We start from the raw sequence: 18,111 nt of genomic DNA, 5'->3' as shown, positions 1-18,111 counted from the left end.
ATCAATTTTGACCCCACCATGTTTGTGGTTTGCTCCAACAGATGTTTGATTATGGTACAAATCTTCTGCTTAAATCTGTACGCTTTCACTGATCGCAAAACGGGTTTTCTGATGACAAAGCAGCAAACCTTTTTCACTCAAATGGATTTGATTTTCCCCATGGGAAAGGATCAGTCCCTCTTTTGTAATACGCAAAGCGCCACCGGCATAACACAGCGCTAACTCTTGGTGTTGATGTGCGAGATTTGGCGCTTCCTCACTATAGCTATCACGAACCACCAAAGAGGCCGGACCTATTTCCCCATGGGGATTAAACAACCGCACCGGATCACCAACATTTAAAGGCATATTGCTCGAAACAGCCCCAGCTGCTTCTTGTGCTTGCAACCAAGGCGATAACACCGCCTGCCCCTTTTGCCCTCGTGAGGAAACTTGCACCCGCACCCTATGTCCATCAACTTCTGCAACCCACCCAATCATGTGCTGGTTGGCAAGACAGAGTTCAAGCTTATCCAGCCATTTCATAATTTGCCGAAAAGTCGTGGTGAATTGGCTTGTTATCTGGTGAAGGTGAAATGTTTAGTGGCATGGCAAAGGCAAAAACAGCAGGTTTTAAGGTATTTGATCTTCCTACTAGACTGATAAAAAAGCTCGGTCACATAGTTTATACAACCTATCGCAACGCAAAAATAAAACTCTCCCCTTGAAGATATAGCGGAATTAACGGAAGAGTTTTATCGAAAGTTGCAAGAGCTTGTTCAATACATCAATGCCCCAGAAGAAGTCGAGCTTAGTTTGCCTTTTCTAAAGTTGCATTTAAAGCATCAAATTGAAGCTGAAAAAGCACACCTAACAACCACATAAATATGGCTTAATATCCCTTTAAAAAGAAAAATGTAGGCGCGTTTCTCCTTACATTAATAAAGTAAATTAACTTATTATTTTTTTTAAGATTATATGAGATAAAAATAGAAACGCTCGATAACGAGCGTTTCTATTTTTCTTTTTTAGCCATTTTGGACTGATCTTGAAGTTTGTTTCACTTTTTTCTTCATTTTTTCAAAGGGTCTTCAAAGCTGGTTTTCTAGACTTTCATAGACTTTTTAAAATTCTTCAAAGGATTTTTAAAAACCATTCAAAGCTTTTTCTTATTTTTAGTACAAAATTCCAATTTTTTACATTTTTTGCTCTTTTGCCATTTTTAGGTGTCAAAATCTCTTTTGACAAAACACGCATTTCAGGATGAAAATAACAAATTGCTATGTATTCCTACCTAATCCCACCTTTTTCCACTTACTGCAAAATCTACAGTCAAGCTGCAATGCATTAATCAGAAGTTGTACTTTTTCTATAAATTAAGAATATTTTTATCAATGTGTTTTATCTATTTTTTTGAAGCTTGAATATTCCTTTTCAAAAAGGTGTGGGCTTTCAACAATGAGTTTTTTTCGTGCTCTTTGTAATTGTTTAATAACTTCATCAATTTTTGATGGAGAATAAGAAGATTCTTGGCTATCCAATATATTCTGTTTCTCTCTTCTCTCATAAAAACATTGCATCTGAGATTGAAGCATTCTAATCTCCTGAAAGAAGAGACGCCCAGATTCCTTAAAACCATTATTAAGCGAAAAAAGCTGATCGGAAATCGATAGCAAAATTTGTTTTATAAAACGTTCATTTTCTTGGCGTTTGCGATATTCTAAAATAAGAGCATGACTTATCTCATCTAGCTGTTTTTTTGTAGAATCAATTTGATGTAATAAATTCGGTTTATCCCCCATATGACCTTCTCTCGCCTTCAAAAGCATATTATGAATATCTAATAACTTAACTGCGGAATGAGATAAACAATCAACTAATGCAGGCGTATCAATATAGCGTTTTCGTGCAACCATCATGAACTCATTAATGACTGTTTACATTCATTCCGCTATTTATTTGTATTTTACAAAGCCATTCTAAAGAAAGTGCTAAAAAACATCCATTTGCTATTCATTTATATTTGAAAAAAATGTTCATTTTTCTCACACTCAATGTCGCACTGTAGAAGTTAAAAAACGTACAGGTGTATAAAGAATAAGATGGGTTGTTTTTTCCAACACAGTACTACTATCAGCAAGAAGCGCCTGACTAGGTGATAATTCTGTACCTTGCATAATTGTTGAAGCCAACGAACCTTCTCGAGAAAGAGCCATCAACGTTGGTGAAGATGCAAAAACATTATGCGCCCCACCATCAACATTAGAGAAATCAAGGACAGCTATTCCATTTTTACGCAACATTTCAATGTCTGAACCATCTCCCACACGATGGTGTCCTCCCGTAAGACGTCCGGAAACAGCGAGCGCTTTATCGGCACGAGAGACCAAAATAGCTGTAGGTTGAGGCAATTTTTTAATATCATTGAGTTGACGTTCAAATACATCAACATCAATATCCGGTGCTGCCATTAAAAAACTTGTAATACGGCGAATTGGTTTATAGTTTCCCTGTAATGCTAAAGTTCTAAATGACTCCATTATAACAAAATTACCCATAGAATGCGCAATAACTGAAATCTGATCAGCATTGGTTTCACTGATGACTTTCAAAAGCTCTATCAGTCCATCACGCGCAAAATTAGCGCTATCTCGGTCATAAATATAAAGAGGAACTGATCCAGCAGATGGCCAAGAATAGTGTACGGAAACAACATCCAAAGAGTAATCGGATGTAAACTGTGCTGTACGGAACACGCCATCAGCAAAGTTGTTGTTATAGCCATGAATAAAAAGAAAAATTTCTCTTTTTCCTTTTGGCTTTTTTGCTAAAGCAGTATTTAACTGCTGCTTAAACTGTTCTTTGTTATCGTATTTTTGTAATGCTACTGCTGCAAAATACTTATCATGAGTAGGTTTATAAGCGTTTATTTCAACAAGACCCTTTACATGTTGTTGAGGTATCCCTACGTCAACGCGATTATAGTGCACTTTATTTGATCGCTCTGCTCCATAAGGCTGAGAATAATTATTTTGCATCATACGACTTGTTGCAACATACACTGGAACAACAGTTTTTGGAAGAACTGGTCTATTTTCAACTTCTCTTTGTACTGCAATCATAGACGGTGTCGCATGAACCCCATGCCAAAGCACAGCACGTGATGCACTACATGCCGTTAAGAAAGAAAGACAAATGAAGAATATCAAACACTTTAAAAACACTGTAATTCTCACGACAATACCAACCAGTCCTGACAAAAAGACCACCATTTCAAATTTACAGGTAAAACAAAAATTTTTCTATCTTTAAAAGAAAAACATTGCTAGGAATGCACCAATAGACAATACACCTCCCCGCCACTATATACGAAACAGCCTCTTTCTTAAAGGCTTATACAACTTTATTTACTACAGATTTATTTACTACAGAAAATTTAAATGGTGCGGTCGAGAGGTACCATTTTATAACATTTTTATAATATTTTTCAATAACTTAATAAAAATATTAAATAACAAAACCACCTTTTAAACCACCTGATATATAGAATCTATAACGTTATCAGATAACATTATCATCTATATATTGCAATTACGAATCAACAGTTCTTTTCGGAGTGTCTAACTTTTGCTTATCCATCTTTTAAGATGTGAGAAGATATTATCGAGCGCATCCATAAGGCGGGCAAAGTCAAGAATAAACATAAAGACAAAAAACATCATCCACTTCATAAAACGAGACATCATCTTCACACCCTGATACGCGTTGATCATCTCATGAAGGAGCTCTCGTTCTCTCTCTGTAAGCTCTTGCTCGTCGCTCTTGGGATTTCTGTTCATCTTTCCAACCACATAAATGCGCCCCATGCTTGTTATGCTTTAAAATATCTCTTGCTAAATTGGCACTGATCACACCAACATCCTGCTGGTCCAAATAAATCGGCAACCAACCACCACAACTCTCAATCCTCTTTGCTGCGCACCCAACGAGAAAGATCACGGCGCACATCACCATCACTCTTCTGATTAACTTCATTTTCAACCTCAAGACGTGTTTTTACTTGCTTTAAAGCGTCCTCTGTTTGCTTGTGCTGTTCGCTTTTCTTGCCTAAATAAAACGCCTTCGCTAAAGCCATAAAAAAAACGGCTAAAGCCGCTGTAAACATCAAGTAATATTTCTTGAGATAAAACATCATAGCCGTTGCTCCCGAAACCGCTTGGCAACAAACACAAGACCAACACAAGCCGCTAAAACCATCAGACCGGCTAAAGCCCATTGAATAGGACCATTGCCTGCTAATAAGCCTCCAAGACCAGAGCAAGAACCTATAATTGGTGCTAAGGCTTCTATTTTAAGTGCACCCGTTGCCTCTTTCACTTGAACTCTTTGATAGTTAGAAGAAACATAAGACCCTCGAGCCCATAACCCCGCTTCGGCAGCGCGCCGATTGGCTAAACCTTTTAGAACTTTGCCTCCTGCCTTATTCCATTTTTGCAATTCAAAAGGAACAGACGCATAATCACCCTGATTAAGCCTTTTTAACAAAGTCGAGTTGTAAAAAGCGCGCGTTCCTACATTATAGCAAAATGACACGAGCGCTGCGAACTGTTCATCCGTTAACGAAACCTTCACCGCTTTTGCAACAGCCTTCTCAAATTGCTTTAAATCCTCACAAAGGATTTCTTCTGCTTGCTCTTGCGTAATCGACATGCCCTTCTTAACAAACGGTTCGCCTGCCTTACTGGTGTGCCCATAACCAATCGTCCAAACGCATGCCTTATCTAGATATGCATCCAAACGGAGACCTTCCCATTGCTTGATTAGCGCTAAACCCTCTTGCGATATTTTTCTCATTGCCTACTCCATAAAAAAAGCCCCACAAAAGTGAGGCGGGATAATCTCGTGATGGCTGTGAGTGATTTATTGGCTGTTGTCTCTTATTAATTGCTCGACCTCCTCAACACTAAAGCCAACAGAACTGAGAAAAGAATATTCATCCTCTTGCAATTCATACAGATAGCGCTTCTCAACAACAGCTCCCTCTAAATCAACCGGCATCTCTGTTACCGTCTCAATCTTATGCCTCTCATCCTCAAGTCCCTCTTCTCCTTCTCCAAGTTCTTTGACACGAACCCAATAAAAACGCGTTTGTAAAAGTACCTTTAGCCTTCTCACCGTTTCATCACGGTCATAATCAAGCATGTTCAAATAATCTTCTTTGCTATTTAAATGCTCTGGATACTCTCTCATCTCTCTTGCCTCCTTTAGACAAAATGCCGTGGGCGACTACAGCCACGAGCTCCTATGATTTCATCCTTAAAACTCCGTGAATAATTACTAGAGCGAATAAACACTCCATTACCAACACCACCACCCCAACTGCCTCCCCCTACCAAAACATTCATAACCGTTCTAAACGTGACCCTTCCAGCTATCGTAGAAGGAACCTGCATAGGGAAAGTTGCTAATAAAAATTGCCAAACATAACCACAACCATCCTCACAACCAATATACGAAATCATACGCCTATCGGCTGTATCAACATGACCTCCTGAATGTTTTGGGCTAGGAGCTTTTCTCCCTTGAATGCTTGTTTTATTATTGCTCCCATACATAGATGAAGCAAACTGTTCATCACTCAACAAAGACTTCTTAACACGCATCAGATCTTCTAAAAAATCTGTATATCTACGACTTGTCATGATCGTGATACCATACGCAGAGCGTGTCGTTTCCCCCGTGCCTGACTGAAGGTAAATATCAACCCAAAGATTTTGTGAGGGGTCATAAACCATTCCTTCTGGAGAACTATGCGGACGGTGATTAAGACACCAAACGGAGTTGGGTAAAATATCCCCTGCCCGATAACCAGACAACGGATGCCCATCAATAATACCAACATCCGCACAAAGCGTATGAAACCCGCCTATTTTCCTCGAATTATTAACCGTGTAACCCCTTGGATAGGTAGAGTTTTCTGACAAAACAAATTTGTGAGACTGTCCTCCATCCGAAACAAAATAAACATAATAATCCTTGCCCGCCGAAAGAGAAGGAACGGAGATTCTTGTATCTGTCGTATAACTGGCAACCAAAACATCATTGGCGAGTGCCAAAGAAATATGCGTTCCTTTTTTTAACGTTAATTGTCTTTTTCCCGTCGCAACAAGAAACGGTGTGGAAATGGAAAGAACCGTTAAATTGGACTGTTTCAATAAATCCTTTGCCTCTTGCGCTAACGCTTTTGCCTGTGAGGCTACTGTATTGGCAGAAGAAACCGTTGCTAGGGAATTCTTAATACCATCAAATTCTTGCTGCGTCGTATTTGCTGTTTTTTTTGCTTGCTCTGCAACAGTTTTTGCTTCCTCTGCTGTCCTTTTCGCTCTGTCGGCTGTTTCCTTGGCTTTACCAGCTTCGCTCTTGGCTTGATAGGCTTGGGAATCTGCTGCCTCGGCTTTTTTCTTGCCTTCTTCTGAGTACGTCCGTGCTAAACTTACCGACGCTTTCAAATTATCAACAACTTGATTAATATCTATTACTCTACTCGTTGCTCCAGATGCTTCATTTTTGGCTGCTTCTGCTATAGACCGCGCTTGCTCGGCATCATGTTTTGCATAACCCGCTGTCTGCTTGGCTTCCTTCGCTATCTTTTGGGCTTCCTCCGCTTCATTTTGTAAAGATGCTGCCTTTTTACCAGCTGCTTCTGCTGCCTTCTGTGCCTCTTCTGCTTGATATTTTGCACTATTGGCTATATCTTTCGCTTTACTTGCTTCATCCTTCGCCTCATACGCTCGGTCATCGGCTTTATCTGCTATTTTCTTGGCTTCTTCTCCGGCACTTCTAGCCAAGCTTGCTGTAACCTTAGCGCCATCAGCGACTTCCCGCGCATCATGCGCTTTATTCCAAGCTTCCAAAGAGTTGCTTGCCGCCTTTTCCGCCTGACTCCTAGCTTGCTCGGCATCATGTCTTGCAAAACCTGCTGTCTCCTTAGCTTCTTTCGCTATTTTTTGAGCTTCTTCCGCTTCTTCTTCTAAAGACGCTGCCTTTTTACCGGCTGCTTCTGCCGCCTCCTTTGCCTCTTCTGCTATATATTTTGCATTACCAGCTATTTCCTTGGCTTTTTCTACTTCTTGCTTGGCTTCATACGCTCGGTTATCGGCTTTATTCGCTATCTTCTTCGCTTCTTCACCTGCCATTTCTGCTAAACTTGCTTTAACCTTGGCACCATCGGCGACTTGCTGCACATCATAGACTTTACTCAAAGCTTCAGAAGCGGTGCTTTTTGCTTTTTCCGCATCACTCCGCGCTTGCTCCGCGTCATGTTTCGCATAACCCGCTGTCTGTTTCGCTTCTGTCGCTGCTTTTTGGCTTTCATCCACTACCGTTGCTAACGATTCTGCCTTCTTCTGTACCCCTTCGGCAACCTTCTTCGCTTCTTGGGCTGTGCTCTTGGCTTCTTGCGCTAAAGTCTTTAAGGCATCTTCATTGGAGGAGACGACTTGCCTTTCAGCGCTTGCCGCCTGCTCTGCTACCGCTTTCGCTTCATTGGCTAAACGCGTTGCTTCTGAGGCTTCCTGTTGTGCCTGTTCTGCTTTCACTGTTGCTGTTTCTGCCGCGCTTTTGGCTTCTTCTGCTACACCCTTCGCTGCATTGGCGGTAGAGGTTGCTGTTTCTGCTACAGATTTTATACTCTCAACGGCTTGCTTAGCTTCATCCGCTGTTTGCTTTACATTATCAATCAAGCTTGAAGCTGCCGTTGACGTATTCTTGGCATCCGTCGCTGCACTAAGCGCTGTATCACAAGATTGCTTGGCTTCTCTTGCCGTCTGCTCTGCTCGATTGGCGGTTTCCCTCGCTCCATCGGCTATATTCTTTGCCAAATCCACCGTGCTCTTCACATCTTCGACTGATTGTTTGACTTCAACAGATTTCATCTTCGCTTCAGAGGCTAGCGTTTCGACTGTTAATGCCTTATGTTCTGCTCCTTCTGCCGTCCTCTTGGCTGCTTCCGCTGTCGTCTTAACCTGTTCACTCAATTGCTTAAGACCATTGGCTAAAGACAGCGCGCTCGACGCTGTTTCTTTTGCTTCACCTGCTACACTAGAGGCTGTCTCTGCTGTGCGTTTGGCTGCATTCGCTGTTGTGAGAGCTTCTGTACTGCTCGCTGTCGCTGTTTCGCATGCACTCTTAACAGTTTCAACAATTTCCTTGAGATGATCTGACGTTTTCTTGCTTGCTTCCGCAATCCCTTTGGTCTCATCGGCTAATGACTTCGTATCACTGGATACCTGTTGTGCTTCGTCTGCTTTACTCTTGGCTTCTTGTGCTAACGTCTGTGCTGTTTCTGCTATCACCTTCGCATCATCGGCTGTCTGTTTGGAGACATCGGCTATCGTCTTAGATGAATCCGCTGCTTGTTTCGCTTCAGTTGCTAAGGTTTGTGCCGTTGATGCCGTTGCCTGCGCTTCTTGTGCCGTAGTGACCGCTGTTTCTGAAGAACCCTTTGCCTGCTCTGCTATACCCTTCGCCTCAACCGCTGTTGCTTTCGCTTCTGTCGCTGCGCTTACCGCTGTTGCAACCGATTGCCTTACTTCTGTAGAAACCTCCTCAACGCGCGTAGAACTATCCTTAACGCCTGAGGATAATCGCTTGGCTTCTTCTGCTAAATTCTTCGCTAAATCCGCTGTGCTCTTCACCTCTTCAACTGATTGTTTGGCTTCTAAAGCTTTCATCGTTGCTTCTGTAACGAGTGTCTCTACTGTTAAAACCTTCTGTTGTGCTCCTTCTGCTGTCCTGTTTGCTGCCTCCGCTGTAGCCTTCACATGTTCAACCGATTGCTTAAGACCATTAGCTACAGACACTGCCATCAATGCACTTTCTTGTGCTTCACCGGCAACATTGGATGCCGTTGTTGCTGTCTCATTGGCACCTTGTGCCGTCGTGAGAGATGCTGTCGCTGTATCCTTCGCCCCATTGGCTAAATCTCTAGCCTCATGCGAAACACTCTTCGCATCATTCGCCGTATTAAGAGCTGTTGATGCTGTTTGACTTGCATCCATAGCCGTCGAAGTTACTGAAGAAACTTTTTGCTCTAATGCTTCCGAAAAAGACGTTGTTGTTGCTTTGACCTGTTCTGCTAATCCTTTTGCCTCTTCTGCCGTCTGATTAGCTGCTGTCGCTGTCTGTGCTGCTTGTCCGGCTACTTGTGAAACAGCAGAAACTTCTTGTTTTGCCGCTCTTGCCAATTGCTCCGCCCGTTCTGCACTCTCCTTAGCTTGTCTCGATTCTGATAGCGAGGTCGAAGCCGTTGCTTTGCACTCTCTTGCATCTGTAAGGGCTTCCTCTACTGTCCTTGCTATTTGCGTAACCTGTTGAGAACTTTCCGTAGATGCTGTCGTTGCTTTGTCTGCTAATCCTTTTGCCTCTTCCGCAAGACTCTTCGCATCATTTGCCACCTGCTTTGCTTCTTCCGCCGCTGTCGTTGCTGCCGTACCAACAGCCTTAGCATCTGTAGCCGTCGTGACAACACGAGAAACCTCTTCTCTAACTTCTGTTACCGTCTGCTTCGTCTCATGAGCAAGCGTTTCTGCCGTTTCTGCCTTACTCTTAGATGCTTCTGATAACTGTTTTGCTTCATCTGCTATCGATTTTGCTTCATTGGCTACCGTTTTTGCCTCATTGGATACTGTTACTGCTGTTTCTGCTATACCTTTCGCTTCATTCGCTACCCTCACGGCACCTTCACTTGCTTGTTTGGCTTCCACGGCATTCGTAACCGCTCCTGAGGCGACTGTCTTGGCTCCTTCTGCCGTTGTTTTTGCATCATCCGCAAGACGCTTCGCATCTGTTGCTATCTGCTTGGCTTCATTCGCAATAGTCGTTGCTGTCGTGCTCGCATTCTTCGCATCTGTTGCCGTCTGCTTGCTTTCATTCGCAAGGCTCTCTGCTAATTCTGATTTACTCTGAGACCTTTCCGATAAAAGCTTTGCATCATCTGCTACGCCCTTGGCTTCATTCGCTGCTCTCTCTGCTCCTTCAGACGCTTGTTTGGCTTCTTTTGCAATAGAAACAGCTCCTGAAACTTCTGTCTTAACTGTTTCTACTTCTTGCTTGGCTTCATCACTAGCACTCTTGGCTTGTTGGGATAAGTTCTGTGCATTCTCCGATTGGCTCTTTGCTTCACCTGATAACTGTTTGGCTTCTGCGGATAGACTCTTCGCTTCTGCTGCCTCTGTTTGTGCTTTTGATGCCGCTTCATGCGCACTGCGTGCATTATTAACCGCTGTCTCTGAATGGCTTTTCGCATCACGACTTGCTACCAAGGCTTGATCTGCCGTTGCTTTCGCTTCCGTTGCCGCAGTTGTCGCTGCCGTCACTCCTTCTTTCGCAACATTCGCTGCTGTGAGTGCTGTCGTCACTGTTTCACCGGTTTTCGTACTCTCTGTAAGCGCTCTGTCCGCTAATCCCTTCGCTTCTTCCGCCTTTTGATAAGCACCATTGGCGTGCGCCGTGGCTTGCTCCGATTCTTGCCGAACTTGGACGATCTGCTCCGCGGTCGCAAAAGCTTCATAGGCATAAAGGGACGCTGTTCCTAATAATTTCGGTACAACAATCGTGTTGATAGATTTCCCCTCTCTAATCTCTTCTTTCGTTGCTACCGGTATTTGATACTCATGCGTGTGGTAAGGTATCCCCATGGTCTTGCTCCATCAATTAAAATGAACACTCTTTCAGCTCTTCTAGCTCGCTGCTTAAAACTTTTATCCGCTCTTCTAGAGATTGGATTGAACCCTCAAATTCTGAACGCAAAGACGCCCTCAACAAATCCAAAAGCCCATTAAGCGGCGCGTGGACAAAATGCTGTCCTGAATACAAAACGACCCGTACTTGAGACGGGTCGCTTATGCCTGAAATCGCAAATGGTTTTGATAACATTGTAACCTCATGTCTTAATGCCAAACACAACCGATACATTAATCGGGCGTGTTTCTTCCCCGCCAACCCTTTCCGCTAAAAGATGGTGTTCATGATGCCCACTACTCTCTAAACCCTGCGTGATAGGCGTGGAGTAATAAAGAAAGTTTGCAAAAGGGCTCCTGATAAACCAAGGCAAACGTGCAGGTTTATCCGCTTCGGTAAACCAAAAAGGCTTAGTGTGTTCAGTCAATTCCTCAAAGGCTTCTTGGCATTTCTCATAGCCATCATCGCTTAAACCAACACACTCCTCATCAACCGCCCTCTTCCTCCTTGGCAAAGAAGCCTCAACAGACAGATCTCGTTTCTTGCGCGAGGAAAAACGCTCTGAAACTGAGGGACCAATAAAATGATCATGCGATTTCAAAGAACAGCCTTGGAAACTGGCAAAACTACGCCATGGGTCGACATTGCGCCCCCCATCCAAACCACGCAAAAACACCCCACGTAAATCGGGAACATTAAAGGTGCGTACACCATCCCCTGCTCCCCAGCTCGTACCTATCGTCAAAAACAGATCTCTATAATCCTCACGCGAATAAGCACGCCCATCGCAAAGAAGCCAACCAGAAGGCAAGTTTTCCATGGCAAACGGACCGATAAGACCACAAGGCAAACGCTTTAAAGAAGTCGATTTTTGTATCGTTGGATTGAGAAGTTGCCAACCCGTTATTTCTTCATCATACACCAAACTATAAAGACAACCCTGTTGAAGTTCGCCTCCGGTAAGCTGGACAAGACCCGTTGCTGTCGCTTTGTAAACAGGTTGGCTTGCTAACCCATTCAAGGAAACCGTTGTCACTCCAATAGTCGTGCATGGAGATTGAAAACGCAAAAATATCCCTGTCTGATACTTGGAAAAAACTGTGTGACTGTTCAGATAAATCTCTACCTTTTTCTGTTTATCATCAATCTTAAACGTGCTTATAAAAGCGCCCCCCGTATCCGATAAATACTCCTTTACCCTCTGCATCATCATACGCGCACTATTGTTGACCGTATTGGGGGATTGCCCCTCTGACCAATTGATGAGACTATCAGCACCACCATTTTCTGATGCTGTTAAGGACCAGTCATAAATCGTTGACATCTCAACCTCACGTTTTTATCGCAAAAACAACCGATACATTCTTTGGGCGGGTCTCATGCTCTCCTGAACGCTCCAAAACAACATCTTGCATATGAAGATGGGAATGCGGGAAAGCAAACTTATGGTGAACACGGATATCTTCTACTTTTACCCCCAAACGTTCTGCAAGTTTCAATCTTTGTTGATCATTCAGTTCATAACCCCATAAAATAGTGATATCCCCATGCCAACTTTCTTTCTCCCCTTCACTATTCAAAATGGAAAAGCTCTCACCACCATGGTCATGCACCTTTATGCTATCATTTTGTAAGGTTGCAAAACTACGCCATGGGTCAATCTGACGGTCATCATCTACACCTCGTAAAAACACCCCGCGCAGATCGGGAACATTAAACTTCGTATGACTCTCCCACCCTCCCCATCTGATCCCTATCGCTTCATACAGAGCACTATAATCACTGCGCGAATACGCCTTTCCATCACACAATAACCAATCTGAAGGCAAAAACTGCATGGCAAAAGCCCCTATCGTGCCTGAAGGATAAGGTGAAATAACTGGAACAGGAGAAGGAATGGGGGTAGGATTCAAAACTTGCCAAAGCCCATGATTATAAACAACGCTATAAATACACCCCTGTTGGAACTCGCCCCCTGATAAAAACTCTGCTCCTCTTTCTGTTGTTTTATAAACAGCTTGTCCCTCTAATCCATTAAGCGCAAGGGTCGTCTCGCCAATATTCTTGCCCCGCGCTTTAAAGCGCAAAACCAGATCATTATTATATTCTTTAAGCTGTGACTTGCTCTCAAGCCTAATGGCTGTTCTTTGCTGCGCTGCATCATTCGTAAAAACACTTTCAAGGACACCACATGTATCTGTAAGATACTCCTTTACCCGCTGCATCATCACACGCGCACTGTTATTCACCGTGCTTGGTAATTGTCCTTCAAACCAATTGATTGCATCATCACTGTAGGCATTTTCTGATGCCGTTAAAGACCAATCATAAATCGTTGACATCTCAACCTCATGTTTTTATCGCAAAGACAATCGACACATTGATCGGACGGGTTTCACCCGCTCCTGAACGTTCCAAAACAATATCACTCCTATCATCAAGTGTATAAGGCTCGACAATGTATCCGTGAATATTCTCACTCTCTATGCCGGTAAAAAGCGATATGACACCGCCCTCAAACAAACGTAACCTATGACCCAATATATCTGTGGTATTGCCATCCCAATAGTTTTCGTTGCTTACAAAATGAGAAAGAGAAAGTGTTTGACCCTCATGTTGATGTGACTGCATGAGATCTGTCTGAATACTTGCAAAGCGACGATTAGGGTCAACATTGCGCCCCCCATCCAAACCACGCAAAAACATCCCCCGAAAATCCGGTACATTAAATGTTGTCACCTCATCCCCTGCTCCCCAAACCGTTCCTATCGCCTCAAACAATGGTCGATAAACAGTTCGTGAATAGGCTTTCCCATCGCATAACAACCAACCCTCAGGAACATTGCGCATCGCAAAACTGCCTATAAAACCTGAAGGATAAAGACTGCTGTCAAAATCTTGAGATAAAGGCACCGGTGTAGGATTTAAGAGATGCCAACCATCCTTGCTATAAAGCAAACTATACACACAACTGTTCTGAATCTCCCCTCCTGATAAAAGCTGTGCTCCTCTTTCTGTTGCCTTATAAACAGGCTTCCCTTCTAACCCATTCAAGGAAACCGTCGTGACCCCTACATTCTTGCCCGTCGCTTGAAACTGGATAAAAAGACCCGCCTTATACTCTGTAAACTGCGACGTGCTTTCAATCTTAATCTCTGTGCGTTGTTGCTCTTCATGAACCGTAACAACCCCGACAACAGCACTTCCTGTGTCTGTAAGATACTCCCTTACCCGCTGCATCATTACACGCGCACTGTTATTGACCGTATGGGGGGATTGCCCCTCTGACCAATCAATCAGATCATCAGCGCGTGTGTTATCAGACGCTCTAAGCGACCAATCATAAATCGTCGACATGTTGGTAAATCCTATACCCTATAAAAGGGTCCGTAAAACGCTCTCATAAAGTCTGACATCAGAGGGGCTTCCTCTTCATCATTCTCATCTTCTGAAGCCTCTTCCTGTGAGGCTAACAGAGCCTTTAAAACCTGAAGCAAATTCTCGCGATTGCCAAATCCCCCCTGTGCAACAGAGCCTCTATAAACAGCAGGGTGACGAGAAGGCTGCTGTCCACCATACATCTGCAAAACGTGATTGACAAAATCACCAGCACGCATATCCCTGTTTCCGCCATTCAAACCAACGGCATTGCTGCCAACAATTTGTGCCGCTTGGGCATGGGGATTTTGCAAAAGACGCGCGGCTCCCCCTGCACCTTGTTGATGTGCTAAATATAATTCTGCCTCACTAGGCGCTCTCCCCAAAACACGGCTTAAATGATTGCGATTATCCCGTGTGAGTATACCCATCGCATCTGCTGCTTGTATAGGGTCAAATCTATCTTGCAAGCCATATTGCTTGGCTGTGCTGTCTATAAACTGATACAGACCACCAGCAGAGGACCGCGGATTCCTTGCATTGGGATTCCCACCACTTTCAATCTGGGCTACACGATACAAATAACTCTCAGGCAAACCATAACGCGCTGCCGCCTGACGTATTGCTTCATCAATAGGAGAATTAGAACGGGTCATAGAAGCTTACTCCTTGCAAAGACACCTGCTTGTCGCGTCAACGCCGAAGACAACACATGCGAAATATATTCACTCTTAATTCCCTTTTTATGCAAATTGATAAACCGTTGGAGTATTTCAACAACTTCCTGTTGACTCATTCCTTTAACACCAAAAGTCGCTAACTTCGCTATATCACGTTCAAGCAGTTGCCTTTCTTTTTGAGGCAATTTCCTAATCGTATCCGATAAAAGATTTTGAGTCATTTTAGCTCCTGCACGAGCAGTACTCCCTTTACTATAGGGTAAATTAACACCTGTAAAAGGAGAGGGTTCAGGCGTCCCTAAAAACGGCTTCACACCTCTTTTAGCAGCATCTTGATAAAATCTTTCCTCATCTACAGCCCGTCTAAAAGCATCAAGTTCTTTACTGCTTAAAGAACGGCTAAGATTATCAGTCATACGACCCGTTTGTAAAATATTAGAAAGGTTTCGAACCGCATTGGGACCTTTTAATATATCATCGACATAATCTCTCATCCCGACGCGATAACTATTAACACCATTAGGCATCGCTCCTTTCTGGAGTCCTTCTGCTATCCCCACTCCTGAAACATCTCTCTTAGTAATATTTTTACCTTTACTTATGGCTTCCTCAAAACCTGCATATTTTGCTACGCTATCACGGGCGGCTTTATAAGTAGGGGAAATTCTGTCCGTTATGTCTACCAAATCTTTCTTAAGAGATTGGTATATAGAGACCATTTGGTTATCACCAAGATTCTCATGCTTCCTTACAAAGTAATCAAGAGACTGCTTGGTTTGATCTAATAACTCCATCGTAGGCTTATAGTTGATATGTTTAAAATCTCTTGAATAAAATGCCTCAGGTTTTGCCTTACGACGGTCTTTTTTTAAAATTTTAACTGCTCGCTCGACAGCTTCTTGAAACCCTTCATTTTCAAAAAGCTTATCAAGAGCTGGATAATACTTTTCGCCTACAGGAACCGCCAGCGCTTTATCATAAAGATGTTTATAGGTTTTTTCTCCTTGCTCTTTAAGCATACTTTTGAAAATATCTACATCTTGTAAAGGTGTAATGTTTTCATCTGCCGATTGACGAAGACGGTCAACAGCCCCCTGCATCCGTCTCCCATGGGCGCGGTTCACAATATCAGAAACGTGTCTGTTTATTTGCCCCGTATTGGCAAGAGATACTTCTAGATTTGGACTGATATCTGTCAAAAATGCACCGCGCGGCGCAGAAGCAAGACGCTCTGCAACATTCTCAACACCATCATCGTACAACGTCCTTGCAACTTCTCTGACCGCTTTGTTTGGAACATCCTTATAAGCAGGGTTCAAACCACCTCTTATAAAAGGAGCCGATTGCCATGCATGTCTTATTTTATCAACGCCCGAAGAAACAAATGTACCAGCAACAGAACCAACAGGACCAGCAACAGAACCAATAGCACCTCCAACCCCTGCCGATAGAAGCTTATCCTCTAAACCTTCCCCTGCTCCAGCACCATGTAAAGCCCCTGAACCTGCTCCTACAAGAGCCGCCCTACCCCAATTGCCTAAGGTTGAACCTCCTCTTAACAGCCCACCTGCACCCAACCACTGGAATCCAGGAACAAAGGATAATGCTACTGGAGCAAGTGATCCAAGAAAATAAGCACCTGAGGACCACCATGGATGTTTCTCTTCCAATGCCTTCTGGTAAGCGCGCTCCTTTGCGACTCTTCTGTTATAGACTTCTTCTGCTTTTTTATCACCGCTCCAATAGTCCGTAACACCCGCTTCAAGCGCCGCCTGTATCTCATCACTATGACCTGCCCAGAAACCATTTATCCCATGTGTTCTCAATGCATCCCAAACACTAAGATCTTTCTCATCAAAGGAAATATCATCTGTTGTAAGTTGTGAATTCACTGAAGATATACCATCATCATCTGACATATCATCAACAATGGGAGAATAAGGAATATAACCGGTTGTTTTTTTATCTTGATTACCACGTCGCTTTTTCAATGAAGATATACTCCTATCGTCTGATGCATCATCAACAATAGGAGAGTAAGGAATATATGCCATTTCAACTCCCCTTAATTCTTTCTTCTTTGCTTACCATCTTCACCAATAAAACGTGTACCACGAGGCAAGGCGTCTTCTTGCTCTTTGCTGGTCACAACAGGCAAATTACTTCCAAAAGCAGCAGCCACGTCTTCAGGCGTGATATCATCACGCAGCAAAAGAGATAATTGCGCATCTGTTAGTTTGTTGTAAACCTCTTCCAAGTATTGCAAATTCCTTATCAACTCTTTAGCAGGTAAACCCTGTTGCAAAGCAGCATAAGCATTTTCTAATTTCACGCCTTCCTTATCACTTAAAGGACCAAGTCCTGAAGAACCATTAGGTGAAAGAGATTTAATCCTCTCTAACCTCTTAAGCAGTGTTCCAGCTTTGATAGATTCAAGATGCCCTTTCAAACTTGCTGCGGGTGTATTCCATAAATCTTGAAATAATTGACCAATTGGACCTGTTGCGTATTGAGGCTTTTTCTTAAGTATATTGAGTGCTTCCTTTATCGTTCGTGACGTACTCTTTCTCGTAATTTGGGCATCTACTATTTGTAATTTCTTCATCTGTTCACGATTTTTCATTTCGTCATAGGCTTTACTACCCTCAGTTATGAGATATCTATATCCACCTAGAGCATTTGGGTCTTTCACAAGCATCCTACCGTCACTGGTGAATTGAGGATTATCGCTCCCACCACTAAGCTTTTGTGCAAAAACCGCATTAAGAGCAGCCTTATTTCCAGCTATAAACCTTGCTTCTTCTTCACTCATACCCTGTGATTTCAGGTACTCAACGGTTTGGTTAACCTTCTTTCTTTCCTTATCGCCTTGATTAAGACGCTCAACCCCACTTGCAAGCGCATCCCATCCCGAACCACCTGATGGTGCCGCTGCCATACCAGCAAAAAGATCTTGAAGCTTCTGATAAGGATCTGACTGAAAAAACTTATAAGTATCGGACTGTAAAAATTTATCTAAATCTGTCGGTTCTGGAGGCGGTGTTGGAGATGTAATTTCTGATAATCCGTTTTGGCTTGCATCATCAACCTTAGGCGTGAGCATTTGTTGATCAAGCATTAACGCATTCGGTAAAGGAGGATGATTTCCATGTGGTATTCCTGTGTAAGGATCAATATAGGCTCTACCGTCTCCCGGTATCGGCATTAAATTTTTTGCATAAATTTCTCTCTCCTGCCAAGATGGAATGACCATCTTAGCTTCTGGTTTCATCTCTGGATCAACTTGACCATATTGATACAATCCAGCCCCTAATCCACTAGCCGTAGACCACAT

15 protein-coding genes and 1 pseudogene are annotated in these 18,111 nt (G+C 43.1%); 1 reads left to right on the top strand and 15 read right to left on the bottom strand.

Translation table 11 applies throughout. The features are described from left to right. Positions 1-69: 69 nt before the first annotated feature. Positions 70-525 (bottom strand): baseplate assembly protein, encoded by a 456-nt coding sequence (locus tag LNM86_RS06140; RefSeq protein ID WP_241438822.1) that lies wholly within the window; start codon positions 523-525, stop codon positions 70-72. Positions 526-554: 29 nt separating this feature from the next. Between LNM86_RS06140 and LNM86_RS06135 the strand changes: the two are divergent. Next, positions 555-864, top strand: a pseudogene (locus LNM86_RS06135) (helix-turn-helix domain-containing protein); the annotation flags it as partial. Between the two features lie 506 nt (positions 865-1,370). Here LNM86_RS06135 and LNM86_RS06130 read toward each other — a convergent pair. From LNM86_RS06130 to LNM86_RS06060, 14 genes are all read right to left on the bottom strand, one after another. Continuing rightward, positions 1,371-1,895, bottom strand: coding sequence for a hypothetical protein (locus LNM86_RS06130; protein ID WP_241438939.1), 525 nt, complete (start codon positions 1,893-1,895; stop codon positions 1,371-1,373). 135 nt (positions 1,896-2,030) lie between these two features. After that, a complete protein-coding gene (locus tag LNM86_RS06125; RefSeq protein WP_241438937.1) occupies positions 2,031-3,215 on the bottom strand; it encodes an alpha/beta hydrolase in 1,185 nt (394 codons plus the stop codon). 384 nt (positions 3,216-3,599) lie between these two features. Beyond that, the gene (locus LNM86_RS06120) at positions 3,600-3,830 is read right to left on the bottom strand and encodes a hypothetical protein (RefSeq protein ID WP_241438518.1); all 231 of its coding nucleotides are present in this window, start codon (positions 3,828-3,830) and stop codon (positions 3,600-3,602) included. A gap of 110 nt (positions 3,831-3,940) precedes the next feature. Further along, positions 3,941-4,174 carry a hypothetical protein gene (locus LNM86_RS06110; RefSeq protein ID WP_241438605.1) on the bottom strand — a complete coding sequence of 78 codons (234 nt, stop codon included), beginning with the start codon at positions 4,172-4,174 and terminating at the stop codon, positions 3,941-3,943. After that, positions 4,171-4,833 carry a gene transfer agent endolysin BgtA gene (gene bgtA / locus LNM86_RS06105; protein ID WP_241438821.1) on the bottom strand — a complete coding sequence of 221 codons (663 nt, stop codon included), beginning with the start codon at positions 4,831-4,833 and terminating at the stop codon, positions 4,171-4,173. Before bgtA ends, LNM86_RS06110 begins: the two co-directional genes overlap by 4 nt. A 66-nt stretch (positions 4,834-4,899) precedes the next feature. Next, complete coding sequence (locus tag LNM86_RS06100; RefSeq protein ID WP_241438820.1) at positions 4,900-5,229, bottom strand: hypothetical protein; 330 nt, start codon at positions 5,227-5,229, stop codon at positions 4,900-4,902. Positions 5,230-5,243: 14 nt separating this feature from the next. Continuing rightward, positions 5,244-10,676 (bottom strand): alanine-zipper protein, encoded by a 5,433-nt coding sequence (locus LNM86_RS06095; protein ID WP_241438818.1) that lies wholly within the window; start codon positions 10,674-10,676, stop codon positions 5,244-5,246. A gap of 16 nt (positions 10,677-10,692) precedes the next feature. Further along, positions 10,693-10,914: a hypothetical protein gene (locus LNM86_RS06090; RefSeq protein WP_241438816.1), complete on the bottom strand. Its 222-nt coding sequence runs from the start codon at positions 10,912-10,914 to the stop codon at positions 10,693-10,695. Positions 10,915-10,921: 7 nt separating this feature from the next. Continuing rightward, positions 10,922-12,043, bottom strand: a complete 1,122-nt coding sequence (bgtC, locus tag LNM86_RS06085) for a gene transfer agent tail collar protein BgtC (protein ID WP_241438500.1) — start codon at positions 12,041-12,043, stop codon at positions 10,922-10,924. Between the two features lie 7 nt (positions 12,044-12,050). Continuing rightward, positions 12,051-13,061 carry a gene transfer agent tail collar protein BgtC gene (gene bgtC, locus LNM86_RS06080; protein ID WP_241438499.1) on the bottom strand — a complete coding sequence of 337 codons (1,011 nt, stop codon included), beginning with the start codon at positions 13,059-13,061 and terminating at the stop codon, positions 12,051-12,053. Between the two features lie 7 nt (positions 13,062-13,068). After that, complete coding sequence (gene bgtC, locus LNM86_RS06075) at positions 13,069-14,076, bottom strand: gene transfer agent tail collar protein BgtC (protein WP_241438498.1); 1,008 nt, start codon at positions 14,074-14,076, stop codon at positions 13,069-13,071. 11 nt (positions 14,077-14,087) lie between these two features. After that, on the bottom strand, positions 14,088-14,753 hold the full coding sequence (locus tag LNM86_RS06070) for a transglycosylase SLT domain-containing protein (RefSeq protein WP_241438815.1): 666 nt from the start codon (positions 14,751-14,753) through the stop codon (positions 14,088-14,090). Next, complete coding sequence (locus LNM86_RS06065; protein ID WP_241438496.1) at positions 14,750-16,831, bottom strand: glycine zipper family protein; 2,082 nt, start codon at positions 16,829-16,831, stop codon at positions 14,750-14,752. Before LNM86_RS06065 ends, LNM86_RS06070 begins: the two co-directional genes overlap by 4 nt. 11 nt (positions 16,832-16,842) lie before the next feature. Further along, positions 16,843-18,111: a hypothetical protein gene (locus LNM86_RS06060; protein WP_241438495.1), complete on the bottom strand. Its 1,269-nt coding sequence runs from the start codon at positions 18,109-18,111 to the stop codon at positions 16,843-16,845.

This window comes from Bartonella machadoae (assembly GCF_022559585.1).
Taxonomy (GTDB): Bacteria; Pseudomonadota; Alphaproteobacteria; order Rhizobiales; family Rhizobiaceae; genus Bartonella; species Bartonella machadoae.
Note: the sequence above shows the minus strand (reverse complement) of the source record. Positions and strands in the feature narration are given on the sequence as shown.

Bases quoted from the DNA above. Each gene is read 5' to 3' on its own strand.
- LNM86_RS06110 (WP_241438605.1), bottom strand. From the start codon at position 4,174: ATGATGTTTTATCTCAAGAAATATTACTTGATGTTTACAGCGGCTTTA.
- LNM86_RS06090 (WP_241438816.1), bottom strand. From the start codon at position 10,914: ATGTTATCAAAACCATTTGCGATTTCAGGCATAAGCGACCCGTCTCAA.
- LNM86_RS06060 (WP_241438495.1), bottom strand. From the start codon at position 18,111: ATGTGGTCTACGGCTAGTGGATTAGGGGCTGGATTGTATCAATATGGT.
- LNM86_RS06100 (WP_241438820.1), bottom strand. From the start codon at position 5,229: ATGAGAGAGTATCCAGAGCATTTAAATAGCAAAGAAGATTATTTGAAC.
- LNM86_RS06070 (WP_241438815.1), bottom strand. From the start codon at position 14,753: ATGACCCGTTCTAATTCTCCTATTGATGAAGCAATACGTCAGGCGGCA.
- bgtA (WP_241438821.1), bottom strand. From the start codon at position 4,833: ATGAGAAAAATATCGCAAGAGGGTTTAGCGCTAATCAAGCAATGGGAA.
- bgtC (WP_241438498.1), bottom strand. From the start codon at position 14,076: ATGTCGACGATTTATGATTGGTCGCTTAGAGCGTCTGATAACACACGC.
- LNM86_RS06095 (WP_241438818.1), bottom strand. From the start codon at position 10,676: ATGGGGATACCTTACCACACGCATGAGTATCAAATACCGGTAGCAACG.
- LNM86_RS06140 (WP_241438822.1), bottom strand. From the start codon at position 525: ATGAAATGGCTGGATAAGCTTGAACTCTGTCTTGCCAACCAGCACATG.
- LNM86_RS06065 (WP_241438496.1), bottom strand. From the start codon at position 16,831: ATGGCATATATTCCTTACTCTCCTATTGTTGATGATGCATCAGACGAT.
- bgtC (WP_241438500.1), bottom strand. From the start codon at position 12,043: ATGTCAACGATTTATGACTGGTCCTTAACAGCATCAGAAAATGGTGGT.
- bgtC (WP_241438499.1), bottom strand. From the start codon at position 13,061: ATGTCAACGATTTATGATTGGTCTTTAACGGCATCAGAAAATGCCTAC.
- LNM86_RS06130 (WP_241438939.1), bottom strand. From the start codon at position 1,895: ATGGTTGCACGAAAACGCTATATTGATACGCCTGCATTAGTTGATTGT.